This is a genomic window from Xanthomonas sp. 1678, assembly GCF_031455575.1.
In the GTDB taxonomy this organism is placed as follows: domain Bacteria; phylum Pseudomonadota; class Gammaproteobacteria; order Xanthomonadales; family Xanthomonadaceae; genus Xanthomonas_A.
On record NZ_JAVDSZ010000001.1, the window covers coordinates 186,106 to 209,462 of the forward strand.

At 67.7% G+C, this 23,357-nt stretch carries 20 protein-coding genes; 11 read left to right on the plus strand and 9 right to left on the minus strand.

All coding sequences use genetic code 11. The features are described from left to right. The first annotated feature begins 147 nt into the window (after nt 1–147). From J2Y70_RS00965 to J2Y70_RS00995, 7 genes are all read left to right on the plus strand, one after another. Nucleotides 148–1,440, plus strand: a complete 1,293-nt coding sequence (locus J2Y70_RS00965; RefSeq protein WP_309912354.1) for an adenylosuccinate synthase — start codon at nt 148–150, stop codon at nt 1,438–1,440. Nucleotides 1,441–1,692: 252 nt separating this feature from the next. Continuing rightward, a complete protein-coding gene (locus tag J2Y70_RS00970) occupies nt 1,693–1,977 on the plus strand; it encodes a DUF1778 domain-containing protein (protein WP_309912361.1) in 285 nt (94 codons plus the stop codon). 1 nt (nt 1,978) lies between these two features. Further along, nucleotides 1,979–2,278, plus strand: a complete 300-nt coding sequence (locus tag J2Y70_RS00975; RefSeq protein WP_309912363.1) for a type II toxin-antitoxin system RelE/ParE family toxin — start codon at nt 1,979–1,981, stop codon at nt 2,276–2,278. Between the two features lie 671 nt (nt 2,279–2,949). After that, entirely contained in the window at nt 2,950–5,169 is a 2,220-nt protein-coding gene (locus J2Y70_RS00980) for a tetratricopeptide repeat-containing diguanylate cyclase (RefSeq protein ID WP_309912365.1), read from the plus strand. A 253-nt stretch (nt 5,170–5,422) separates the two neighbouring features. Beyond that, complete coding sequence (locus tag J2Y70_RS00985; RefSeq protein ID WP_309912367.1) at nt 5,423–6,655, plus strand: DUF1444 family protein; 1,233 nt, start codon at nt 5,423–5,425, stop codon at nt 6,653–6,655. A 696-nt stretch (nt 6,656–7,351) separates the two neighbouring features. Beyond that, nucleotides 7,352–7,990: a hypothetical protein gene (locus tag J2Y70_RS00990; RefSeq protein ID WP_309913211.1), complete on the plus strand. Its 639-nt coding sequence runs from the start codon at nt 7,352–7,354 to the stop codon at nt 7,988–7,990. A 32-nt stretch (nt 7,991–8,022) separates the two neighbouring features. Further along, the gene (locus J2Y70_RS00995) at nt 8,023–9,696 is read left to right on the plus strand and encodes an XVIPCD domain-containing protein (RefSeq protein ID WP_369011072.1); all 1,674 of its coding nucleotides are present in this window, start codon (nt 8,023–8,025) and stop codon (nt 9,694–9,696) included. A gap of 282 nt (nt 9,697–9,978) precedes the next feature. Here the strand turns inward: J2Y70_RS00995 and J2Y70_RS01000 are convergent, their stop codons facing one another. Beyond that, on the minus strand, nt 9,979–11,832 hold the full coding sequence (locus J2Y70_RS01000) for a DUF2075 domain-containing protein (RefSeq protein WP_309912369.1): 1,854 nt from the start codon (nt 11,830–11,832) through the stop codon (nt 9,979–9,981). 307 nt (nt 11,833–12,139) lie between these two features. Here J2Y70_RS01000 and J2Y70_RS01005 point away from each other — a divergent pair, with 307 nt between their 5' ends. From J2Y70_RS01005 to J2Y70_RS01015, 3 genes are all read left to right on the plus strand, one after another. Next, nucleotides 12,140–12,394 (plus strand): XAC0095 family protein, encoded by a 255-nt coding sequence (locus tag J2Y70_RS01005; RefSeq protein WP_309912371.1) that lies wholly within the window; start codon nt 12,140–12,142, stop codon nt 12,392–12,394. 127 nt (nt 12,395–12,521) lie between these two features. Continuing rightward, nucleotides 12,522–13,730, plus strand: coding sequence for a hypothetical protein (locus J2Y70_RS01010; RefSeq protein WP_309912373.1), 1,209 nt, complete (start codon nt 12,522–12,524; stop codon nt 13,728–13,730). A gap of 182 nt (nt 13,731–13,912) precedes the next feature. Continuing rightward, nucleotides 13,913–14,119 (plus strand): hypothetical protein, encoded by a 207-nt coding sequence (locus tag J2Y70_RS01015; RefSeq protein WP_309912374.1) that lies wholly within the window; start codon nt 13,913–13,915, stop codon nt 14,117–14,119. 97 nt (nt 14,120–14,216) lie between these two features. On the opposite strand, the gene J2Y70_RS01020 is transcribed toward J2Y70_RS01015, so the two are convergent. From J2Y70_RS01020 to J2Y70_RS01040, 5 genes are all read right to left on the minus strand, one after another. Further along, nucleotides 14,217–14,687, minus strand: a complete 471-nt coding sequence (locus tag J2Y70_RS01020) for a GNAT family N-acetyltransferase (protein WP_309912376.1) — start codon at nt 14,685–14,687, stop codon at nt 14,217–14,219. 324 nt (nt 14,688–15,011) lie between these two features. Continuing rightward, nucleotides 15,012–16,010 (minus strand): XVIPCD domain-containing protein, encoded by a 999-nt coding sequence (locus J2Y70_RS01025; RefSeq protein WP_309912378.1) that lies wholly within the window; start codon nt 16,008–16,010, stop codon nt 15,012–15,014. 27 nt (nt 16,011–16,037) lie between these two features. Further along, nucleotides 16,038–16,460, minus strand: coding sequence for a hypothetical protein (locus tag J2Y70_RS01030; RefSeq protein WP_309912380.1), 423 nt, complete (start codon nt 16,458–16,460; stop codon nt 16,038–16,040). 187 nt (nt 16,461–16,647) lie between these two features. Beyond that, nucleotides 16,648–17,415, minus strand: coding sequence for a LytTR family DNA-binding domain-containing protein (locus J2Y70_RS01035; RefSeq protein WP_309912382.1), 768 nt, complete (start codon nt 17,413–17,415; stop codon nt 16,648–16,650). Next, nucleotides 17,412–18,515, minus strand: coding sequence for a histidine kinase (locus J2Y70_RS01040; RefSeq protein ID WP_309912384.1), 1,104 nt, complete (start codon nt 18,513–18,515; stop codon nt 17,412–17,414). The genes J2Y70_RS01035 and J2Y70_RS01040 overlap by 4 nt, the downstream gene beginning before the upstream one ends. Before the next feature lie 208 nt (nt 18,516–18,723). Here J2Y70_RS01040 and J2Y70_RS01045 point away from each other — a divergent pair, with 208 nt between their 5' ends. Further along, nucleotides 18,724–19,107 carry a hypothetical protein gene (locus J2Y70_RS01045; protein WP_309912386.1) on the plus strand — a complete coding sequence of 128 codons (384 nt, stop codon included), beginning with the start codon at nt 18,724–18,726 and terminating at the stop codon, nt 19,105–19,107. A 144-nt stretch (nt 19,108–19,251) separates the two neighbouring features. Here J2Y70_RS01045 and J2Y70_RS01050 read toward each other — a convergent pair whose 3' ends face one another. The 3 genes from J2Y70_RS01050 to J2Y70_RS01060 all read right to left on the minus strand — a co-directional run bounded on the left by J2Y70_RS01050 (nt 19,252) and on the right by J2Y70_RS01060 (nt 23,239). After that, nucleotides 19,252–21,063, minus strand: a complete 1,812-nt coding sequence (locus tag J2Y70_RS01050; protein ID WP_309913216.1) for a glycoside hydrolase family 15 protein — start codon at nt 21,061–21,063, stop codon at nt 19,252–19,254. An 11-nt stretch (nt 21,064–21,074) separates the two neighbouring features. After that, nucleotides 21,075–21,977, minus strand: a complete 903-nt coding sequence (locus J2Y70_RS01055; protein ID WP_309912388.1) for an SDR family oxidoreductase — start codon at nt 21,975–21,977, stop codon at nt 21,075–21,077. A 251-nt stretch (nt 21,978–22,228) separates the two neighbouring features. Continuing rightward, nucleotides 22,229–23,239, minus strand: coding sequence for an SDR family oxidoreductase (locus J2Y70_RS01060; protein WP_309912390.1), 1,011 nt, complete (start codon nt 23,237–23,239; stop codon nt 22,229–22,231). Between the last annotated feature and the right edge of the window lie 118 nt (nt 23,240–23,357).

Consider the following 23,357-nt stretch of genomic DNA (forward strand, 5'->3'; position numbering starts at 1 on the left):
CCTCGACCGGCTTTTTCCGTGTATGGGCCTGCCGCCGCCTGGACGCTCCCCGATGGAGCGGCCGTACCGGCGCCGGCAAGACCCCTGCATGGCCACCACACCCGTGCGGCCCCGACGGCCGCGCAGCAAACCAGGAGTTACCCAGCCATGGGTCAGTCAGTTGTCGTGCTCGGCGCCCAGTGGGGCGATGAAGGCAAAGGCAAGATCGTCGATCTGCTCACCGAGGAAATCGGTGCCGTCGTGCGCTTCCAGGGCGGCCACAACGCCGGCCACACCCTCGTCATCAACGGCAAGAAGACCGTCCTGCACCTGATCCCGTCCGGCATCCTGCGCGAAGACGCGCTGTGCCTGATCGGTAACGGTGTGGTGATCTCCCCGGCCGCATTGATCAAGGAAATCAGCGAGCTGGAGGGAGCAGGCGTGGAAGTGCGTTCGCGCCTGAAGATCTCCCCGGCGGCGCCGCTGATCATGCCGTACCACATCGCCCTGGATCAGGCCCGCGAGAAGGCCGCCGGCGGCAAGGCCATCGGCACCACCGGCCGCGGCATCGGCCCGGCGTACGAAGACAAGGTGGCGCGCCGCGGCATCCGCATCGCCGACCTGCATTACCCGCCGCAGCTGGAAGAACTGCTGCGCACCGCGCTGGACTACCACAACTTCGTGCTGACCAAGTACCTGGGCGTGGACGCGGTCGATTTCCAGAAGACCTTCGACGAAGCCCTGGCCTTCGGCGAATACGTGCAGCCGATGAAGTACGACGTGGCCGGCATCCTTCACGACCTGCGCAAGCAAGGCAAGCGCGTGCTGTTCGAAGGCGCGCAGGGCGCGCTGCTGGACATCGACCACGGCACCTACCCGTACGTCACCAGCTCCAACACCACCGTCGGCGGCGCACTGGCCGGCACCGGCGTCGGCGCCGATGCCATCGACTACGTGCTGGGCATCGCCAAGGCCTACGCCACCCGCGTCGGCGGCGGCCCGTTCCCGACCGAACTGGACGACGAAGTGGGCCAGGGCATCCGCGACCGCGGCGCCGAGTACGGCGCCTCCACCGGCCGCCCGCGCCGCTGCGGCTGGATGGACATCGTCGCGCTCAAGCGCGCCGTCGCCATCAACGGCATCTCTGGCCTGTGCATCACCAAGCTCGACGTGCTCGACGGCATGGAGAAGCTGAAGATCTGCATCGCCTACGAATACCGCGGCAAGCGCACCGAGTACGCCCCGCTGGACGCGCAAGGCTGGGAAGAGTGCACCCCGGTGTACCTGGAGTTCCCCGGCTGGACCGAGAACACCCACGGCATCACCGAGTGGGACAAGCTGCCCGCCGCCGCCCGCGCCTACCTGCGCGCGCTGGAGGAACTGGCCGGCTGCCCGATCTCGATCGTGTCCACCGGCCCGGACCGCGACCACACGATGGTGCTGCAGGATCCGTTTGCGTGAGTTGAGGCAGTTGCTCGGAATACGAAAAGCCCCGCTCCGGCGGGGCTTTTTCGTTGAGTCGCCTGGAGCTGGTGGCTCGTTGCAAGCAAAGCCGAGAATGTCTACCTAGAACAGCTCGCCGCCATCGCCGCCATCCGCCAATCTCTGCTTAAAGCCGCTTTCTTTGGTCAGCTGAGCTGACCCAACCCGGCCGGCCTGCAGCTGTACCACACATGTGCTACATTGCCTCGAACCCATCGCCGGGAGCCCCGCATGAGCACCACCACCATCCGCCTGCCGGACGCGCTCAAGGCCCGCATCGCCAAGGCGGCGGAAGCGGCCGGCACCACGGCGCACAATTTCATCCTGGAAGCCATCGCCGAGAAGGCCGAGCTGGCCGAGCGGCGCGCCGACTTCCACGCCCAGGCCGATCAGCGCTGGGCCGAGTTCCTGGAGACGGGTGAGACCATCCCGTGGGACGAGGCGCGCACCTACTTCAGAGCCCGGGTTGCAGGAAAGCCTGCGAAGCGGCCAGCGGCGCGCAAGCTGGAAGGCTGAGGTGACGCGCATCCGCTTCGCTCCCGGCGTGGTCGAGGACCTGGAGCGGATCGCCGCGTATTTGCGCGACCACGAGAGCGAGCACGCAGAAGAGAGAGCCGAGGAGATCGTCAGCGCGTTCGACGTGCTGGCAGGCAATCCGTTGATCGGCTGCCCGGTCCATGGAGACAGCCGCGAACTGGTGATGAGCCGCGGTTCGCACGGTGACGTGGCGTTGTATCGCTATGTGGATGTGACCGACACGGTGATCGTGATGGCGCTTCGCGCACAGCGGGAGGCGGGCTATGCACGCGATGCATGAAACCAAGGCCGACACTCGCGCCAACCGCATCGGCCCCACGTGCTGCGCGATGCGGGCTGGGGCGTGGCGGAGGGCGCTCAGGTTCATCGCGAACTGATCTGGCCTGGCCGTGTCCTCGGCCGTTATCGTAGGCCAAGGCCACGACCGACTAGATGCCAGTTGGTGCTTCCCGGCGGGATCGTCGCTCAAGATCCTGGCCTGCGGCGCTGGGTGGATACAGTTCTGCTTCTTGATCGGCGGCCACTTTTGGTTGGACGGAAGATCGGGCCAGCGTGGGCCTGTAACTGTACGTTAGCGTTTGTCATCCCATTCACTCCTTGAATTTCCTGTTGCTGATGGCCTTCACGCACGTTGGAGATTGATGCTGTGGAATGATCTGGAGTGGAATGATCTGGACATGCATGTTCTTGCGTGTGTGCGCTGCGGCAGGCACCTTCGCTAGGCGCGTGGCGTGCACCGCGTGCCAGCGGCGACCCGCCTGCCGATAGAGACCGCGCGACCGCCATCCCGCCCGCCCCAGCCAGCGACTCAAGAACCCCGCATGCGCGCCGATATCGAGCCACGACGCGGTGTGCTGCCCGATGGCGGCGGCACGCGCAAGAGGTCGCGCGCCAACGGCGCGATGGCATGGGCGCCGGGGCGTGCGCCGCAGGATCATGGGGAGAACGGCAGTGCGCAGTCGCTTTGGTTGGCAGCCGCTCGGTGCGCTGCTGTGGTGGGCCGTGCTCGGGTTGCCGGCAGCGGCGGTGGCGGCGCCGTGCACGCAGGCGTTGAGCGCGTGCGTGGCGGAGCTGCGCGAGCAGGATCCGGCCGCGGCGCTGCAACTGGGCGAGCCCGCCTGGGAGGCCGGCGGCGACGCGCGCGACCGCACCGCGCTGGGCCTGGAACTGGTCGACGCGGCCTCCGCGGCGAATCGTCCCGAGCGCATCGTCGCCATCGGCTCGGTGCTGCGCCAGCAGACCGACCTGTCGCCGCAGCGGCGGCTGCGCCTGCTCAAGCGGCTCAACGGCGCCATGTGGCAGACGCGCGATGCCGCCCGCATCGCCGAGCTCGAAGCCGAGATGACGCGCTTCGAGCGCCTGCTGCCGGACGAGCCCAGCTTGGCCGAGCTGTGGCGGCAGCTGGCCGCGTCCTACTACAAGATGGGCGCGCAGGACGATGCGCTGCGCGTGGCGCGGCTGGCGCTGTCCAAGGTCCGCAAGCACCCGGACCTGGTCGACTACAACGCCAACCAGATCGTCTTCGTCGTGTCCGCACAGCAGGGGCGCTTGCCCGATGCCATCGCCGCGCTGCTCGAGGTCGAACGCGTCGGCAAGGCATTGGGCAAGCCGGCCGATCCGGCGCTGCTGCACAACGCCACCGGCGTGTTCGTGTATGCCCACGAATGGCCCAAGGCGATCGACTACGGCCAGCGCGCGCTGGCCGCCTACGACGCCAACCCGCGCAAAGGGCTGGCGCGCGCGGACGTGCTCAACAACCTGGGCTCGGCCTACGAAGGCGCCGACCAGTTGCAGCGCGCCGAGGCGCTCTACCGGCAGGCCCTGGCCAGCGCGCGCACCGCGGGCGACGCTTCGCTCAGCGGTCCACTGAACAACCTGGCCAACGTGCTGCGCCGCCTGCACCGCCCGCGCGAGGCGCTGCCGCTGCTGCGCGAGGCCGCCGCGCTGATCGACGCTGGCAGCAACGGCGAGCACGGCGACTACGGCGAGGCCGCCATCGTCTATTCCAACATCGGCCTGACGCTGGTCGATCTCGGGCAGCGCGAGGCGGCCGCCACCGAGTTCGAACGCTCGCGCGCCCTGTTCGCGCAATCGGACAACGTGCCGCGGCGCCTGGAACTGTACCCGCGCATGATCGACAACCTCGACGCACTCGGCCGCACCCGCGAGGCGCTGGCGCTGATGCGCGAGTACAAGACGGTCAACGACGAGGCGGTGAACGTCGAATCCAAGACCCGCATCGCCGAACTCGAATCGGCGGTGGACCTGGCGCGCAAGAACACCGAACTGGCCGCGGTCGGCCGCGCGCGCGCCGCCGAACAGGCCGCCTATGCGCAACTGCAGGCGCGCGAGCAGCGCCAGCGGGCGATGGTCTACGGCCTGCTCGCCGCTGTATTGGCGCTGGTCGCGTTCGTCGCCTGGAAGGTGCGCGAGGCGCGTGCGCGCCGGCGCATCAACGCCGAACTGGCGCGCAAGAACGACGAGATCCAGGCCCAGCACCGCGAACTGGAGCAGCTCACCGCGGTGATCCGCCGCCAGAGCGAAGAGGACGCGCTGACCGGCCTGCGCAACCGCCGCTACGTCACCGGCTGGCTGCAGGCGCGCGACACTCCGGCACCGGCGCAAGAGCGCGAGCCGCTGCTGGTCGCGGTGCTGGACATCGACCACTTCAAGCGCGTCAACGACCTGCACGGCCACGAAGGCGGCGACCATGCGCTGATGCACCTGAGCGACATCCTGCGCGAGTGCGCGCGCGTCTCCGACGTCATCGCGCGCTGGGGCGGCGAGGAGTTCCTGTGGATCTGCCCGGGCGGCACCCTGGCCGATGCGCCGGTGCTGTTCCGCCGCCTGCGCGAACGCCTGCATGCCGAGCCGCTGGTGCGGCCTACCGGCACCGTCGCGCTCACCGTGTCGATGGGCGTGAGCCTGTTCCCCGCGCAGCCCGGTGGCGACTGGTCGCTGAGCCTGCGCATCGCCGATGCCGCGCTGTACCGCGCCAAGCAAGGCGGCCGCGACCGTTGGGTGGCGCTCACCCTGAGCGATGCGGCCCCGGCGTTGGCCGAGGCCGGCCCGGACCTGCCGCTCGAGATGCTGCAGGCGCAGGGCCTGCTGCTGCAGAGCGGCGGGGCGGTGGAGCAGCCGGCCGCGGCCACCGAGCGCACCGGCGACTAGCATCGCCGCGCGCGACGCCGCGGCCGAACGCACCACCGTGCCGGCATGTATCGGTCCATGCGCCAGGGCGCCATAGGGGCGGCCGGCTGGCCTATCGCGCACGCACCCCCTGTCCTGGGCGATGACGCCTCGCGTACCCGCGACGCGGGCCACCAGCGCGACGTGGCCCAAGCCCCGCCTCGGGCCACCTCCAAAGCTGTGATAGCGTTCCGCGCGGCGTCCGCATGACGCCCCTCGACAAGGAAGACCGCTGATGTTCGCAGCACTGTTCGACAAGCTGTTCAATCGCAAGCCGAGCCCGGATGCGTTCGCCAAGCTGTTCGGAGATGCGCTGCGCGCGCAGGGCTACCCGGACGAGCTGACCTACCGGCCGGACGAGTTCCGCCTTGCCGACCAGCGCGGGCGCATCATCAACCTGCACAACGCCTATCACGCGTATACCAAGGCCGATCGCCAAGGCCGGGTCGAAGTGCTGCGCAGCTATGTCGCGGCCTTCGTGGAAGGTCACAACGAAGAAAACGAGACCAAGACCTTCGAGCAGGTGCGGCCGACGCTGATGCCGGTGATTCGCCACCGCGGCATGTTCGAGGAAATGCGCCTGGACCATGTCCGCCAGCACGGTTGGGAGGCGCCCTTCACGGTCGTCTGCCGCGAGGTGGCCGAGGACTGCGTCGAACTGCTGGCGATCGACCGCCCCGAATCGACCTCGACCCTGACCCAGGGGCCGGAAGACGCGTGGGGCATCACCTTCGAGGACGGCCTGGCCATCGCCCGCGACAACCTGCGCGACGTCACGCCGGACCGCTTCGTGGAGGTCGCTGCAGGCGTCTTCCGCGGCGCCTGGCAGGATTCCTACGACACCAGCCGCGTCTTGCTGCCGGACGTGCTGCAACGCGTCCCGGTGAAGGGGCGGCCGGTGTTCATGCTGCCCACGCGCGATTGCCTGCTGGTGGTGGGCGACCGCGACGAAACGGCGATGGCCGGCATGCTGGAACTGAGCCTGGAAGCGGCCGCGAACGGCCGCTGCATCTCCTCGCTGGCATTCGCCTACGACGACGACCGCCGCATCGTCCCCTTCGCGTTGCCGCAGCCCGAGCACCGGCGCCGCCAGGGCGACCTGCGGCGGTTGATGGATGCCTCCACCTATTCCATGCAGAAGGAGTTCCTGGAAAAGATCCACGAAGCCAACCAGGAGGACGTCTTCGTCGCCTCCTACCGCGTGTTCGAGGAGAACGACGGCAGCGGGCATCAATTCTCGCTGGCCACGTGGACCCAGGGCGTGGACACCTCGCTGCCCCAGGCCGAGCGCATCGCCTTCGTTTCGCCGAAGGAAGGGGAGGACGCGGACATGGTGTTCGTGGACTGGGACAAGGCCGTGGCCGTGGTTGGCGACCTGATGGAGCCGGAACCTGGCTTCTACCCGCCGCGCTTTCGTGTGCGTAGCTTTCCGAGCGAGGCGCAGTTGCGGCAGTTGACGCCGGTGTAGGCGGCGGGGCAGGCGCGTCGTAAGCGGTCCGCCAAGCCCCGCGGACAACGGAAGGCACACCGAAAAGAAACGCCCAGCGGCATAAGCCCCTCTCCCATCGGGAGAGGGGTTGGGGTGAGGGTCCGTCACCAAGCGCCATTCCGCACTACGCGCGATCAGGGCTGCTTGAAAGACCCGCGACCTGATCGCCACCAGCCTTGCAGTACCCAAATTGGGCAGCAACGTGCCCATTATGGGTATGCGGCGGGCTGGGAGGTGCGTGCGGGTGGGGGGGCTGTAGGTGCAAAATAGAGCGGTCGGCGGCTGCTGGTAGATTGGATCGCAGTCGGTGCCGGATCTCGAGCACTAGGATCGAACGACCGATTTTTTTACTTGAAATGGAGGGGCGGTGTGAAGAATTTCAAAATTCGCACGACGCTGGCATGGATGCTGTCTCTGGCTACGCTCGGGTGCATGCAGCAGCGCGCTCAGGGACAGGTCGAGCCTCGCGCCACGCCGCCCAGTGCTACAGCGGCAAGCGATGCGGACCACACCGCCGGTTTTCCGAAGGTGCAATCGGCCGCGCCGCGTCCCTGGGTCCCCTTCAAGGTGGAGCGAGAACTGGGAGCGGTGTGCGTGGATCGCGACCAATCGCATGGCGCTTCGCCCGCGCAGATCCTGCAAGATGCCTATTGTCGCGGCCCCGCACCCGAGCATATGGCACGCGCGTTGTTGGCCATTCCTCACGATGCGCTTGCCGAAAGTCCGGCCACGCGCATGGCGGACTTGCGCAGTGCGATCTACCTTGCTGCACCGGGGCTGGGCCAGCGTCCAGATTTCACGTTGGTTGCCGGCGTCGTCACCGTCCGCTCCTTCGAAAGCCCCGATCCGCAAAAGACGGTGTACCTGGTCTGGCCAGTGAAATGCGACGCGAGCGGGGCAAGCATGGACTGCCGCGCGGGCAAGGGGCGCAAGGCCTATCGTCTCGGTGCCGACGGCATGGCGCACGATGTCAGTGCGGAAGTACTGCCGCGCGATCCACAGTTGAGCGCCGAAGATCGCGCGCGCCAGCAGAGCCACGGCGGCAGCGAATTGTTCCTGTTCGACGATAAATTGCCCTATGCAGCGACGATGCGCTGGCTGATGGAGTTCGATCCCGACCAACCACTGGCGGCAGACGATCCCCGCAGGGCGGGGGGCTATGCCCACTTCGGCTTCGTACGATGGACCGGCGAGCGCTTCGAACGTGTCGATCGCGTCACCAGATCGCAGTGGCCATGCCGCCAGGTACTTTCGGGCGAACTAGAGTGCTCGGATTATCCGGATGACGCTGAGGACCGCTTCGTCGCCAAGTAACCAACACGCACCATTCCGCAAGGAGCATCGCAATGGCCAGATCCAACGACCTCGATATCCGGTCCAGCGCAGATCGGATCACCACATTGTTCAATGCCAACCGTTCGGCAGAAGCCTTGGCACTGTTGGAAGAGCGACGGCAAAACCAGCCCGAGGCCGTGCAGGACGCGCTGGACCGCTACGTGGGCGTGGGCGCGAGCGCCAGCATTGCGACCCACTTGCACGGGGCCGTCGATCCTGCCGCCACGGCGGCGCTGCAGCGCCTGCAGACTGCGGCAACCGCGCAGCCACGCTTTCCTGCGCAAACCCAGATAGCCACGTTGAGCGATGCGCAAACCTACGATGTCTACGCCAGCATCGTGCAGGTGAGGGGCAACGATGCCGCGCACGATGCATTGTCACGTGCCAACGAACGGGTCGTGCTGGGCCTGCGTCAGGAAAATTCGACGCTTGCCACAATGGAAGATCGGCAGCATTCCGCGACGGTCCGCAATGATGACCCCGCCACGCCCCATGTCAACGAGGCGCAGGCCGGCACCGGGGTCTACAACGATCGGCTTGTTGTGTTGTGGAAGGACGCCGATGGCACGCGCCATGTGCAGGTCGCCGAGAAGGCAAATACGGAGCCGACGGCGCAGTACGACCACCATGCCGGCAATACCGGGCATCGGCCCCGTGCCGAAGGTGGTGTGGAGAATCGAACGTTCGCTCCTTCCCCTGGCTACGAAAGCATCGCAAGGCCGAGGAAGATCGAAGGCGACGACGTCAACGCCGACGGCATCCGGGATCTGGGGCGGCTGAGCGATGGCACCATCGAGATGCAGATGGGACAGCATCCGAATCCGACTCGACCAGGCACCATGGATAACGCCCTGCGGCCCAGCCAGACGGCGGTTGCCGCCGGCCACGGTGCGGTCCAACGCGATACCAACGCGGATGGTTGGTTCGACCAGGCCGACGTCAACGGAGTGCAGGACCTCAACGACACCTTCAAAATCCACCGCGGTTCCGGTGGAAGCACCGATTCCGCGGGCTGCCAGACGATTCATCCTACGGAATACCAGGGCTTCATCAACGCGGTGCAAGGCAATCCAGCGCAGACCCGTTGGCAATACGTCCTGACCAGCACCACGCCCGGGCCGGTGCGAGAGCAGCAGCGGGACCAAGGACAGCAACAGGAAGGCGCCAGGCCAGGACCAGCCCGGCAGGACGGGCGAGCGCCGCAGGAACATCATCGCCCCGAAGGCCGGCCGGCAGAGCCGCCGCACGGCGGGCAGCGCCGGGCGGAGATCGAGCCCGCGCAGCAGGCAGAGCCGCACCCTCTGTACGCCCAGGCGAGCACCCGGATGGGGCAGTTGGACGCCAGCATAGGCAGGAGCAGCGACGAACACAGCGCGAGCATGAGTGCCAGCCTCGCGCTGTTGGCGAAGGAACATGGACTGGAGCGCATCGATCATGTGCTGCTGAGCAACCAAACGCCGCGTGCTGCGGCGGGCGCCACCGTGTTCGTCGTGCAGGGCGAGCCGAGCAACCCGGCGCACCTGCGTGCCGGCATGCCTACGGACGTTGCGGTCAATACGCCTGTGGAGCAATCGCTGGCACGGCTACAAGCGCTAGAAACACAGTCGATGGCGCAGGTCCAGAGCCAGGCGCAGGAACAAGCGCTGGCGCAGCAGGAGGGGGCCAGGCAGCGAGGGATGGGCTGATGTGCCGCAGGGTGGGCTTCGGTGAGCCCGAGGCGCACTGCTCTGTCTGCCGATGCAGGCGAGCGCCATGACGTCTACGTCCCCTCCCCGGTGCATGCCTGGTCCCGCGGTGTGCGAAGTGGCCGAGGCCGTGTCGCAGAAAGGCAACGCGGCCTCCAGCTTTGCGGGGCAGTCCGTGCTTGGCGAGATGTCGCCGCGTGAGCAGCAGGAAGCGTTCGTCGCGCGCGCGTTGGCGTCCCGCGACAAGGCCCGCTGGATCGGGCGGCTATGTCGAGGCAATAGTCAATTTTGCATTGCGGCTCTAGATCCCAGGTCGCTGATATAGACATAACAGCCCCTCATGCCTCGGCTCATCAAGGTCTTGTACGTATTCCGAATGATCCGGTCCACGCGGTCGTGGACATCAGGATTTCCTTTGGACTGCGATTTGTATCCGCGGATCGAGCGATCCTGCTTTGAGCGCTTGCTTGGATCTGTGGCCACACGTCTGTCGCGACATACCAGGTCCGGCCCGATGATGACGCCCACATAGTCCAATTCCAGCCCCTGGCAGGTGTGGATGCATCCGACCTGCTCGACGGAGTTCTCGGCGACGGCCCACAAGCTGCCGTCGCTTCCCAGGTTCCACTGCGCGCGATAGTCGTGTTCCGGAATCTCGATGTCCCAGGCATCCGGATTGTTCTTGCTCTTCCAGTCCCAGCAATAGCCAGCCACCACACGGGACTTGTTGTTGAGCTTGTTCTTCTCGCGGATCAGGTCGTGCAGTTCCACCGGCGAGTCGATGATGCGGAAGTCGAAGGCGTCGCGGTCGAAATCGGTGTTGGCGGTCTCGCGGATGCCGAGGAAATTGTCCAGCCAGGCCATATAGCCATCCGAACCGGCGCAGCGGAACTGCGAGGCCAGTTCCAGCTCGGTCACTTCGGCACCGAGCTGTGCGGCCCAGTGACGTAGCTCTCCGGTGTGGCCGATGTCGGAGAGGGTGACGATCTGCTCGTCGTCGACGAAGAAGACGGTGCAGTGGGCGCTGCGGATCAGCTCCATCACCTGATTCTGGCCGAGGTTGCTGTACAGGCCGCTTTTCTCGTTGAGGCGGTGGGCCTCGTCCACCACCAGTGTGCCGAACACGTTCGGCTCGGTCTGGTGGAAGTTGCCCGAGCCGGAGAACAGGTTGCCGATCTCGACCTTGCGGATGTGCCCGGCCAGCTTCTGCGCGTATACGGCACGCGGCGCCGCGTTCTTGGAGACGTACTTGGTGGTGGTGCCGCGCTTGGTCAGCTCGACCAGCAGGTTCACCGCCACCACTGATTTGCCAGTGCCCGGGCCGCCTTTGACGATCACCACTTGCTTGCGTTCGGCCCTGGCCTGCGCGGCGCGCGCCAGACAGGTTTCGTAGACCAGCTTCTGTTCGTCGATCAGCACGAACTCCTGGTTGCCCTTGAGCATGCCGACCACGCTGTCGGCAAGCATTTTGGAAGGGCGGATGCGGCCGTGTTCGATCTTGTAGAGCAAATCGCCGTTGTCGCCCTGGCGCACGTGCTGGCGGATGAAGTCGCGCAGCTTGCGCTTCTCTTCCACGCCGCGCAGGAACAGCGGCGCCTTGTCGGTGTATGCGTTGTAGCGCGGATCGTCGATGGTGCCGTCGCGGAAGTGGTTGTGCAGATAGGCGCAAGGCCGTAGCTGGACGCCGCCCTCGTGTACTGCCTCGTTGAAGCCCTGCAGCAGGGCCGCATATGACCAAGCTTGGTAGGACGGGTGCGGGCCTTCGGTCTCGGTCGGTCCGCCGCGTTGCGCCCTGACGATGCCGTCCTTGTCGGTGACGGCGGACGTGGACCATTGCTTGAGCTCGACAATGATCGCCCGTGGTTCTTCTGCTTCGCCGAGCCCGCTCAGGATGAAATCGATGCGCTTGGCGGTCTGCGGGATGCCGAACTCGATGCCGACGCCTATGTCTGCAGGCAGGCTGTCGTCGCTGAGGACGTCGGCCATCTGGGTAAGCGAATGCCGCCAGGCGCGGAACTCGCTCTCCGGTGCGTATCGGCCCGTCTTCTTGAGGAAGGCGGTGGAGATGATGTCCTCGATTGCCTGCTGTTCCGAGTCTTGCAGGAACGCGGCACGGGTCGACTGATAAACGATCACGCTCGGCGTTCCCCCTGAATGCCTTCCGTTGCTCGCTCGAACTTTGAACCGATGCGCAGTGGCTGACAAGTCTTTACATTGGCGCGTGCCATCGGTTCGCAATACTGAGGGTGCTTTGGAGTAATTCGTATACAAAACTGGCGCACGCTAATCATCGCTTGCAGCATGCAAGACCCAATTGATGAGCCGACTTGACGCGTCGCGCCAGCGATAGCAGGATTGCTACACGGAGCCTAGGAACTCCTCGTACAGCGGGCTACCACCTCCGAGAACGGGTGGATCTTCATGCCGTTTGGCGAGAGATGCTATGACCGAGGCCGCCCGTCATCCCGATTCGGATCCTGGCTATTACCTGCCAGAAGAAGCGCAGTACCGCCTGCAGCAACTGCGCGATCACATGCGGTTCCTAGCGCGACTGGCGCAGCCACGCACTGTGGACGAAGAGCGCGAAGCAGCACCGAAGGTGCGTGCGGGCGAGCTGGCGATATGCATGGAACTGCTCGCGGAACAGGTGGACTTGGTGCTGCGGGAGGTGTCGTGGCCGGCGCGACGCCAGTATTAGAGTCGAGCGCAGAGGGATGGCAACGGTATGGAGGCGCCGTGACTTCGCCGGCAACGTGATCGCGGGTGCAGCCGCGCCATTATGCTCGCCGGTCAGGGAGCGAGGCGTCAGACGCTAAGGAGCCATGATGCAGCAGAGTAAGGGGGACGTAGTAAGCGGCGGCGAGGTCGGCGAGCGGCCGGAGAAGCGCAACGCGCCGGCCGCGCCGCTGTGGCGCATGTTGCGGCAGACGTTCGGGGTGGACCTGAAATGGCTGGTGCCGTGTTGGGGCGGCGGCATGGTGCTGGCGCACTTCCTGCGCATCGGCTACGTGCCGTCGCTGTCGCTGGGCGATCTTGGCGTGGTGCTGAGCGCGGTGGCGCTGTTCGGTGGAATCGCCTTGATTGCCTTCCTGGCGGTGCTTGCATTGCCGGCGTGGGTGATGGGGCTACTGGTCGATCAGCATCTACTGGTTGTCCCGTTGCGGCCGAGACAGGACGATGCCCCGCGTAGAGGGTTGAAGTCTTACTACCGCCGCACGCAGCTTGCATTGGGTCGGCGGAGGGAACGCGTGTTCGGTAGCCTATGGCTGTTCGCGGGAGCGGCTCTGCTTAGCGCTATGTACTATGCATTTTTGCTGCTTTGCGAGCACTGGGGATTCGTTCGGTTCGCGGCCTATGGAGTTATTGCCGGGTTTGGCCTTGGTGCGCTCGCTCTGGCGCTACTGACTGTAGTCTGGGACGTGGATCGAGTGCGGCGGTACTGGCCCGTACTACGTAGGCCTCGCGGCACTCTCTCGTTGATGCTGCTGGTGTACTTGGCATTCTGGCCGCTCGCTGCATTTGCCGTGGGCTATGTGGCACCTCCGACTAAAGGGTCAGACTGGTTTTATCTTACAGTTGTAGTCTTCATCGTCGTGTTCTTTCATTGGCTTGTGTATGCGACGCATCGAGTGCCGTTTTCCAAACGCTTCCGCGTTCTAGGTGCCGCGGTGCTGATGGTTTTGGCATACAGCGGCGCGCTGCTGGGTACAGTGGACGTCACCGTGCGCAAGCTCGGCATCGGCATGCTGCCGGGCGTGCAGCTGCAGGTGACCGAGCAGGGCTGTCAGATCGTCAAGGCGGCGTGGCCGGCGGCGCAGTGCGACCGGGCGCAGCCGGCGTCGAACGTGTATGTGTTGCGCTCGGTGGACGTGTTGACGCGGTTGGGTTCGGACTTCTATGTGGCGCCGCCCGGTGGGCTCAGCGATGAACACAAGCCGCGCTTCCTGATTCCGGCGAGTCAGGTGCTGAGTTGGAGCAGGGTGGAGGCCCCGAAGAAGAAGAATGCCGCTGCGGCGGCGCAACCGGGCAAATGAAGCGCACGTCCGCTGCGCTGCGTAGGTGCTCGCAGGAAAGTGGCGGTGTGCGCCACTAAGCGGGAGCGCTCGCCATCGCGCGTGCGATGCCGCATCAAATGCCCTCATCGCCATGACACCACGCAGCAGCAGCCTTCACGGCTTGGATCGTAGGCTCGGGCCATCCATGAGGAGGGTTCGACATGAGCAAGCACGACGAGAATGCGTCGCATGGCACGCCCGGTGGCAAGGGCTCCGATACCGCGCCGGCCGATCCACGGCAGGCGCCGCCGCGGCCGGATCCGCAGGCCGGTATCGACCGCGAGGTGGGCGACCTGGAAAACCCCGATGCGGTGGACGACGAGGGCGCGCTGCCGGGCCGTGCGGGTGGTGGCTTGGCGGGCGGCTGATGCGCGGCCAGCAGCGAACGCCGATGGTCGGCAGGCCACGCCGAAGCGATCGCTCGCAGGGAACGCCACGCGCGCTCCCGGCGAGCGACGTGCCGCGCTAGCGCACGTCCAGTTCCCAGCACAGCAGCGGCCCGTCTTCCGGGTCCACGCGCTCGCCGCTGCGGCGGAAGCCGTTGCGCTCCAGCACGCGCTGCGAGGCGCGGTTGTCCACGGCGGTGTCGGCGGTGAGCCGGTGCACGCGCGGGTCGTGGCGTGCCCACTGGGCGACGGCGGCGACCGCGCGCGTGGCGGCGCCCTTGCCCCGGCGGGCGGCGGCGATGCCGTAGCCGATGTCCACGCTGCCCTGCGTGGGCAGGCGGGTGACGGAGCACAGGCCGATCACTTCGTCGTGTTCGACGATGAGCCAGGCCGATGGGGCGAAGCGTTGGCCGATGGCGTGGGCGAGGTCGCTCAGCATGCGTAGGACGTCGGGTTCGGCGATGGGGCTGTCGGGGACGAGGCGGTAGTGGCGTGGCGCGCACGCGCGCAGCAGCGCGGCGAAGTCGCTTGGGGTGGCTTCGATGATCATGGTGTTCTCGACGTTGCGTCAGTGCCCTGGCGGGCAGGCGGGTCGAGACGCGGGGATGCGGGCGAAGCCGCGGAGGGCCGCTAGCGGCGCCGTGTCCCCACCGTCGCGACCGGTGTGGTCCGAGCTGCGATGACGGTGGACAAAGGCCTTCTCCTGATGGACGCGCCAACGTTAGCACGGGCCGTTGGCGCGAGGCGATCGGGCCGGCGGCCAAGCCGGCGCCGCAGTGGCGCCGGCCATGTGCGGATGCTGGCGGCATTCCGCATTACCGCACTTCGCGCCTCGCGCGCGCAGGGCGGCGCAAGCGCGGTCGCCAGCGCGACGCTACAGCGCCTGCACCATCGGCCGCTGCTGCGCTTCCTGTGCCTGCACCTGGTTCTGTGCCTGCTGGTGTTCGCGCTCGTGCACTGGCGGGTCGGGCTGCTGCGCTTGCGCCTTGTCGAACGATTGCTCGACCGGGGTCTGCGCCGCTTCGGCGGTGGGCATATGCGCGCGCAGCTTGGCCGGGTCGCCGGCGGCGCCTTGCACGATGAAGATGTTCTCGCCGGCCGCGGCGGTCTTGGTCTGCTGGCTGAGGGAGACTTGGTCGACGCTGCCGAAATTGTGCTGCTTGGCCAGCGCGTACAGGCTGGCGCTGACGCGGTCGTTGTCGGCCGGGTCCAGTTGCCCGGCACCGTTCAAGCCTTCGACCTTGCCGCGGATCTGCTGCAGCATGGCCTGATCCTGGGGCTCCAGGCGCGTCGGGTCGGCCGGCGCGGGTGCGCGCTGACGGTCCTGGTCCGGTTGCTCGCGGTAGCGCAGTGTCTCGGTGCGTTCCTGCGACAGCATGCGGTTGCCGATGCCCGGTTCGATGCGGCCGGGGAAATCGTTGACCGGCACGTCCATCAGTTCGCCGAAGGTGCGGTAGGCGGAGTTGCTGTTGACGGTCTCGCCGAACACCTTGAAGCCGTAGTTGGGGTAGTTCAGGTCCTGGGCGTTGAGTTCGGGCACGGCGCTGACCGCGGTGTTCCAACGCGCCAGGATCTGGTCCTTGTCGCCGGTGGCGACGGTGCGCGCCGGCTGGCCTTCCTGGATGTAGCTGGTGCTGTCGGGCTTGGCGCCGATGGCGTTGGCATAGCCGGCGTCGTGCGGGTAGTGCCAGGCGCGCAGCGAGTGCTTGCTCTCGTCGGTGCCGATCGGGATGGCTTCGCCGGTCTGGCGGTCGGTGGCCAGGCCGTGCAGTTCGGCCAGCGCGGTGCCGTGCTCGTCGCGCAGCACCCAGTAGTCGTGGCCGGCGACGCCGGCCACGCCGAGCGATCTTGCTTCAATCGAATAATCGGGCATGTGGTTCTCCTTCCTTGGTGATCGGGGCTAGTGTGGTTGCGCGGCCACGCAGCGGTCCAGCGAGGCCTTGAGGTCCTTCATCGCCTGCTCCACGCCCAGGTCGACGAAGTAGGCGCCGGCGCCCTTGAGGGCGATCCTGGCCTGGCTGGCGCCTTGTGGGCGCTCGATGCGCATGCGGAAGCCGCTGCGGTTGGCTTCTTCGAAGTTGCCCGATTCCAGCACGCCCTTGGCGTCGTCCTTGCGCGTGACCTTGGGCCAGGAGCTGCTGGTCTCGGACAGCTTGGCAATGCTGGTCTCGGCGCAGGCGAACAGGCGCTGGGTCGGCAGGTCGGCGGGCACGACCAGGACGTCGGAGGCCATCGGGGTCTTCTTCGCGGCGGCGGACATGCTGCATGCGCCCGCGGCGACCAACAGGCCTGCGATCTGGGCGGCGACGAGCCACGGCTTCATGTGCTTCTCCTGGTGTGCGGCCCGGCAGGTCGCACTGCGGCTGCGGCGAGGCGAGAGGCCCACTGTAATTGCGCCGGCTGCGCCTGTCGATTCGGCGCCTGGGCCGCAAGCGGGCCGGTGCCGGGCGCCGCGTTAGAGCCTGGCGCGGAACATGGATGCGATCTGCGCGGGCTGCCGCCGCGCTCGCCTATTCTCCGCCGCCGTTGGTCACCAGGCGCAGGAAAACCTCGTGCTGATAGCGGCTCATGCGCAGTTGCTGGCCGTTGTCCATGGTCACCACGTGGTGGCCGTTGAACCAGGGATGGATGGCCTTGACCCGGCGCACGTTGATGATCGCCGAGCGGTGCACGCGGGCGAAGTGGCGCGGGTCCAGGCGCGCGGCGAGCGCGGCCATGGTCTCGCGCAGTTCGTGCACGGCGCCGGCGACATGCAGCTGCACGGTGTTGCGGTTGGCCTTGATCCAGACGATGTCGTCGACGGCGACGAACACCACGTGTTCGTCCACGCGCACGGCGATGCGTTGCAGGTAGGCATCGCGCTGGCGCAGGGCGTCCAGCGCCTGCAGGAGCTGCGCGGGATTGCTGCCGGTGCCGCCCAGCCGCGCCTTGGCGCGCTGCAGGGTGGCGGCGAAGCGCTCGCGGCTGAACGGCTTGACCAGGTAGTCCAGCGCGTTGGCTTCGAAGGCGCGCACCGCGTATTGCTCGTAGGCGGTGACGAACACGGTGGCGGGCATGCGCTCGGCGCCGATCCGCGCGACCACGTCCATGCCGGTCATTTCCGGCATCTGGATGTCGAGGAACACCAGGTCCGGCGAGTGCTCGCGGATCGCCGCCACCGCCGCGGCGCCGTCGCCGCATTCGCCGAGCAGGGCGATGTCGGCGTGTTCGCGCAACAGGCGCACGACGGCGTGGCGGGCGATCGGTTCGTCGTCGATGACCAGCGCGGTGATGGTCATGCGGGCACGTGCTCCGGCGCGTCTGCGGCGTCCTCCAGTTCGCGGAACGGCATGCGGATGCGGCACACCACGCCTTGCGGCCAGATCATGTCCAGGCGGATCTCGGCGGTGTCGCCGTACAGCTCCTTCAGCCGCAGCCGGGTGTTCGACAGGCCGATGCCGTGGCCGGCGGCGTCGCTGCTGTCGCCGAGTGTGCTGTTGCGGTTGCGCACCTCGATGCGCAGCTGGCCATCCTCGTGCCGGCTCTCGATCTCCACCTGGTCGGCGCCGGCGTGGCGGCCGATGCCGTGCTGGATGGCGTTCTCCACGATCGGCTGCAGCATCAGGCTCGGCACTGCGCAGTCCAGGGTGGCCGGGTCGATGTACAGGCGCGTGGTCAGGCGGTCGCCGAAGCGTTTGCGCTGGATGCCCAGGTACAGATCGAGCAGGGTGAGTTCGTGGCGCAGGGTGATTTCCTGGCCGTCGAATTCCTCCAGCAGCGCGCGCAGCAGTTCGCTCAGGCGCAGCAGCATGTCCTCGGCCGAGGCGGCGTCCTCTTCGAGCAGGGTCACGATGGCGTGCAGCGTGTTGAACAGGAAGTGCGGCTGCAGCTGGGTCTTCAGTGCCTGCAGCCGCGACTGCGCCAGTTGCGTGGCCAGGCGCCCGGCTTCCAGTTCGCGGCGGTCGCTCTCGCTGCGGTAGTGCAGCGCCTGCTGGATCGCCAGCAGGCCCCAGTAGGTCAGCAGGCCGATGGCGAAGTGCTTGCTGATGAACTGCCCGAGTTGCTCGGAGAACGGCCCTTGCGAGAAGAAGGCGCCGATGATCATCGCCAGCGCGGTGACGCCGACGCTGGCGGCGCATTGCGGCCCCAGCGCGCGCAGCTGCAACGGGGTGGGAATCGGGAAGCGCTGCCCCAGCCGGAACACCAGCGGCGCCAGCGCCGCCCAGGTGTACCACTGGGTCATCGACCAGCGCAGGTAGTCGCCGATCGCCCAGCGATGGTCGCCGCTGTTGAACACGTCGTACAGATAGCCTTGCACGGCGAAGGCCACGACCACGGCCGTCCACAAGCTCAGGTATCGGATCAGGCCGATTTCCGTGGAACCCAGGCGGATGTTCATCGGGCGGCGCTCGGACGGGATGCGCCGATCCTAAGCGCGCCCGCGTGCGCTGAGAAGCGCGGCGGCCAATGGCGACGATTGGTCACGCCGGCACGACGATTCGTCCCGGATCGCTGGGCGGCGGCCATGGCAGGCGCGCCAGATAGGCGCACCGCTCCCGCTGCGCCAGGCGCACGAGGCGGCATCCCTTCCTGCCGGAGACGTCGCCATGCATCCCTTCCGTACCGCCTGCCTCGCCAGTGTGCTGCTCGCCGCCGCGGCCACCGCCCATGCGCAGGGCGAGAGCCGCCAGCATTACCTGACCCTGGTCAACCGTGCGCACGACAGCGTGACCGCGGTGGCGGTCGCCGATGCCGGCAGCACGACGTTCCGCGCCATCGCCGCCGACCCGCTGCGCGGCGGCGGCGACTCGGCCACCATCGGCATCGCCGGCGCGGGCTGCCGCTACGACGTGCGTTTCGGGTTCAGCGACGGGCGCACGCTGGTGTACCGCGACCTGGACGTGTGCCGCAACGTGCTGGTGCGGATCCGGGCGCTGCCGCGCAGGGAGGTGGATGCTTCGATGCGGTTTGCGGTGTCGATGGGGAAGTAGTTCTTTTCGGGGTTGTGCGGCGTTGCGGGAGCTGCGTTGGTGAGTTACGGGCTGGCGGGTGCGGCACGTGTTGTGGTGGTGTCTGTCGCGACTGAAGTCGCTCCTACAGGGGCGGTGCGCTAGGGCGCCGATGCGATGCCGCTGCTATTCGCCGCCCACCGCGAGGGCGGCGTGGATCAGCGCCAGGTGGCTCAGGCCCTGCGGCATGTTGCCGAGCGCGGCGCCGCTGTGCGGGTCGACCAGTTCCGGCAGCAGGCCGACGTCGTTGCCGACGGTGTCGAGCAGATGCTCGAACAGGCGTCTGGCTTCGTCGCGTTCGTCGAGCAGGCCGTAGGCTTCCACCATCCAGAAGCTGCAGGCGATGAACGCGCCTTCGCGCTCCTGCATGCCGCTGTAGCGGTGCAGCAGGGTGCGCGCGTCGCCGCTGCCGAGTTCGCGGCGGATCGCCTCGCGGGTGGCTAGCATGCGCTCGCGGCGCACTTCGCCCAGGCCGAAGCGCGAGGCCAGCATCAGTCCGGCGTCGAGCGCGTCGCTGCCGGCGTACAGGGTGTAGGCCTGCTTGTGCTCGGACCAGCAGTGCGCGTCGATCCAGTCGAGGATGCGCGCCTGTTCGCGCTGCCAGCGCGGCAGCATGGCCTTGGACAGGTGGCCGGCTTTGGCCAGTTCGCTGGCACGGCGCAGCGCCATCCAGCACTCGACCTTGGACATGGTGTAGTGCTGCGCGTCCTCCAGTTCCCAGAATCCGGCGTCCTTGCGCATCCACGCCTCGGCGCATTCGTTGCCGAGTTCGAACAGTTGCTGCGCGGTGTGCGGGTCGAGGATGTGGCCGTGGTCGACGAAGCGCGCGGTCATCTCGAACACGTCGCCGTACAGGCACAGCTGCAGCTGGTCGGTGGCGGTGTTGCCCACGCGCACCGGGCGCGTGTGGCGGTAGCCGGCGATGTCGATCTCCCGCTCGTCCGGGACCAGGTCGCCATGCAGGGTGTAGCAGGGGCGGATCCAGGGCCGGTGCTTGGCGATGGTGCCGAGCAGCCAGGCGAACGCGGCCTTGGCGTCGGGCAGGGCGCCCACGCGCAGGAATGCTTTTGTGGTGTAGGCGGCATCGCGCACCCAGGCGTAGCGGTAGTCCCAGTTGCCGTTGCCGCCGATGCCCTCGGGCAGCGAGGTGGTGGCCGCGGCGGCGATGGCGCCGGTGGGCGAATACCACAGGAACTTCAGCGCCAGCGCCGAGCGCAACACCGCCTGCGGGTAGTTGCCGTCGTAGTGCAGGTTGCCGGTCCACTCGCGCCATTCCCGGTCGCTGCGCTCGATGCGTTCATCGATGTCCTCCAATGGCGGCACCGGCAGCGCTTCGTCCTGCGTGGCGAGCACGGCGAGCAGTTCGCGCTGCCCGGCGTGCAGGCGCAGCCGAGCGTGAACGCCGCGGTCGTCGTAGTCGGAGACGGTGAGCGCCTGCGAATGGCGCAGCAGCGCCATCACCGGGCCGATGTGGAACACGCGGCCGTTGGGCGTGTCGCTCATCCACGGTGCGGACGTGCCGGCGCGGGTGCCGGGCCGGAAGCAGATCTCGAACTCCACTTCGCCGTCCAGGCCTTCCAGCCGCCGTGCCAGCTCCGACCACGGCAGGCGCCCGGCTTCGCCGCTGTTGAGCGATTCGGTCAGGCGCGCGCTGCCGCTGGCGGTGCGGAATGTGGTTTCCAGTACGTTGCTGTCGTCGCGGTAACGGCGCTGCACGTCGGTGGCGCCGACCGGGGTGATGGCGAAGCGGCCGCCGTCGCGCGCGTCGAGCAGGCGGTCGAACAGCGGTGGCGCGTCCATCGTCGGCACGCACCACCAGTCGATGCTGCCGTCGGCGGCGACCAGCGCCACCGAGCGGCCGTCGCCCAGTGCGGCATAGCTCTCGATCGGCGCGGTGCCGTCGGCATCGCGTTGCAGGCGTGGCGCGCGGACAGGCACGGCCGGCGTACTCAAGACAGCAGCAGGCCGCCGGTGGCGCCGATGATCTCGCCGGTGATGTAGCTCGATTCCTGCGAGGCCAGCAGCACGTACAGCGGCGCCATCTCCACCGGCTGGCCGGCGCGCTTGAGCGGGGTTTCCGAGCCGAACGCGGGGATCTTCTCCGGCGGCTGCCCGCCGCTGGGCTGCAGCGGGGTCCACACCGGCCCCGGCGCCACCGCATTGACGCGGATGCCCTTGTCGGCCAACTGCTGCGCCAGCGCCTGGGTGAAGTTGGCGATGGCCGCCTTGGTCGGCGCGTAGTCGATCAGCATCGGCGAAGGCTGGTAGGCCTGGATCGAGGTGGTGTTGATGATGGTCGCGCCCGGCGGCAGGTGCGGCACCGCGGCCTTGCACAGCCAGAACATCGCGAACACGTTGGTGCGGAAGGTGGCCTCGAACTGCTCGGTGCTCAGCTCGGCGATGTCCTTCACCGCGGTCTGCTTGCCGGCCACGTTGACCAGGATGTCCAGTCCGCCCAGCGCCTCCACGCTCTTGGTCACCAACTGCTGGCAGAACGCCTCGTCCTGCAGGTCGCCGGGCAGGCACACCGCCTTGCGGCCTTCGGCCTCGATCAGCGCGACCACCTCGGCGGCGTCCTCCGCCTCCTCTGGCAGGTAGTTGAGGACGATGTCGGCGCCTTCGCGCGCGTAGGCGATGGCGGTGGCGCGGCCGATGCCAGAATCGGCGCCGGTGATCAGCGCCTTGCGCCCGGCCAGGCGGCCGAAGCCGCGATAGGTGTGCTCGCCATGGTCGGCGGCCGGTTGCAGCGCATGCACGGTGCCCGGCGGGGTCTGGCTCTGCTCGGGGAACTCGGGTTGCGGGAATTGGGTGAGCGGGTTCTGCATCGTGAACTGGTTCTTGCTGCCAGACATGCACGATCTCCTTGCGATGGGGGAGGGCGTGGCGCGATGCCGAGGTGGACGCACTCGGCCGGCCAACGGACGCAAGTATGAAAATCGCGCGGATGCGGTGGGGTGAACGAAATGGACAGGGCACGTGAAAGTGCGATACCCGCACGGCACGGCTTGCCTGCAGACATGCAGACGCAACCGCACGCGTCGCATCACGGATGCGGCGTGCGGTACGACCGAGCGATATGCGTGTGCGACGCCTGCGGTGCGCTCTAGCGGCGGCTGCGACGCCAGGCGATCACTGCGACCGTGGCCAATGCGGCCACCGCGCCGACCGCGGCCACCTGCGTCGCCAGCTCGGTGCGCTGCGCGCGCCGGCGCAGGCCGCCGTCCACGCCGCCGGGCGACAGCGGCGGCTGGAACACGTTGCCCGGCGCCACCGCCGCGCGTGGCGCACGCGCCAGATAGCGGCCGAAGAAACGGCCCATGCCCGCGGCGAACGCATTGGGCGCCAGCGCATGCACCACGCGCATCGCACCGACCGCCGGGCCGATCACCACGGTGTTGCGCGGGCGCCGCAGCAGCCTGACCACCGCGCGCGCGACGCGGCGCGGATCGAGCATCGGCGGTGGCCCGTCGATGCGGCGGCCGGTGTAGTTGGCGCCATGCGCCAGCCCTGGGGAGTCGACGAAGTACGGATAGACGTCGCACACGTGGATGTGCGGATGCTCCGCCAGTTCGGCGCGCAGCGCTTCGGAAAACCCGCGCTGTCCGTATTTGCTGGCGCTGTAGGCGGCGGCGTACGGGGTGGCGGCGAATCCGCCCATCGAGATCATGTTGACCAGGATGCCGCGCTCCTGCGCCAGGAAGATCTGTACCGCCGCGTGCGCATCGTGCATGTGCCCGAGCAGGTTGGCCTGGACCACCGCGTCGCTGGCCTCGATCGGCACGTCCTGGAACTTGCCGACCGCACCCACGCCGACGTTGCTGAACCACAGATCGACATGGCCGAGGAACGCCTGCGCCTGTTCGGCCAGCGCACGCACCGCGTCGGCGTCCTTGACGTCGGTGGGCACCACCAGCACCTTGGCGCCATGGCGGCGGCAGATCTGCGCGACCTGTTCCAGCGCCTCCACGCCGCGTGCGGCCAGGACCAGCTTGGCGCCTTGCGCCGCCAGCGCCTCGGCGGTGGCCTGGCCGATGCCGCTGGATGCGCCGGTGATCACCACGTGGGGGCGCTGCGCCCGGGTCGTGCCTGCTGTGGTCCTGCGCGCTGTCGTCATGCGTGCGTATCGCCTGTGCCGTCGGGGGGAGAGACCGCATGCTCCCAAGCCGGACGTTAACGCGGCGCGGGCGAAAAGTAAGAATCCCCGTGACAGGCGCGGCGTCGCGGCGGTGCGT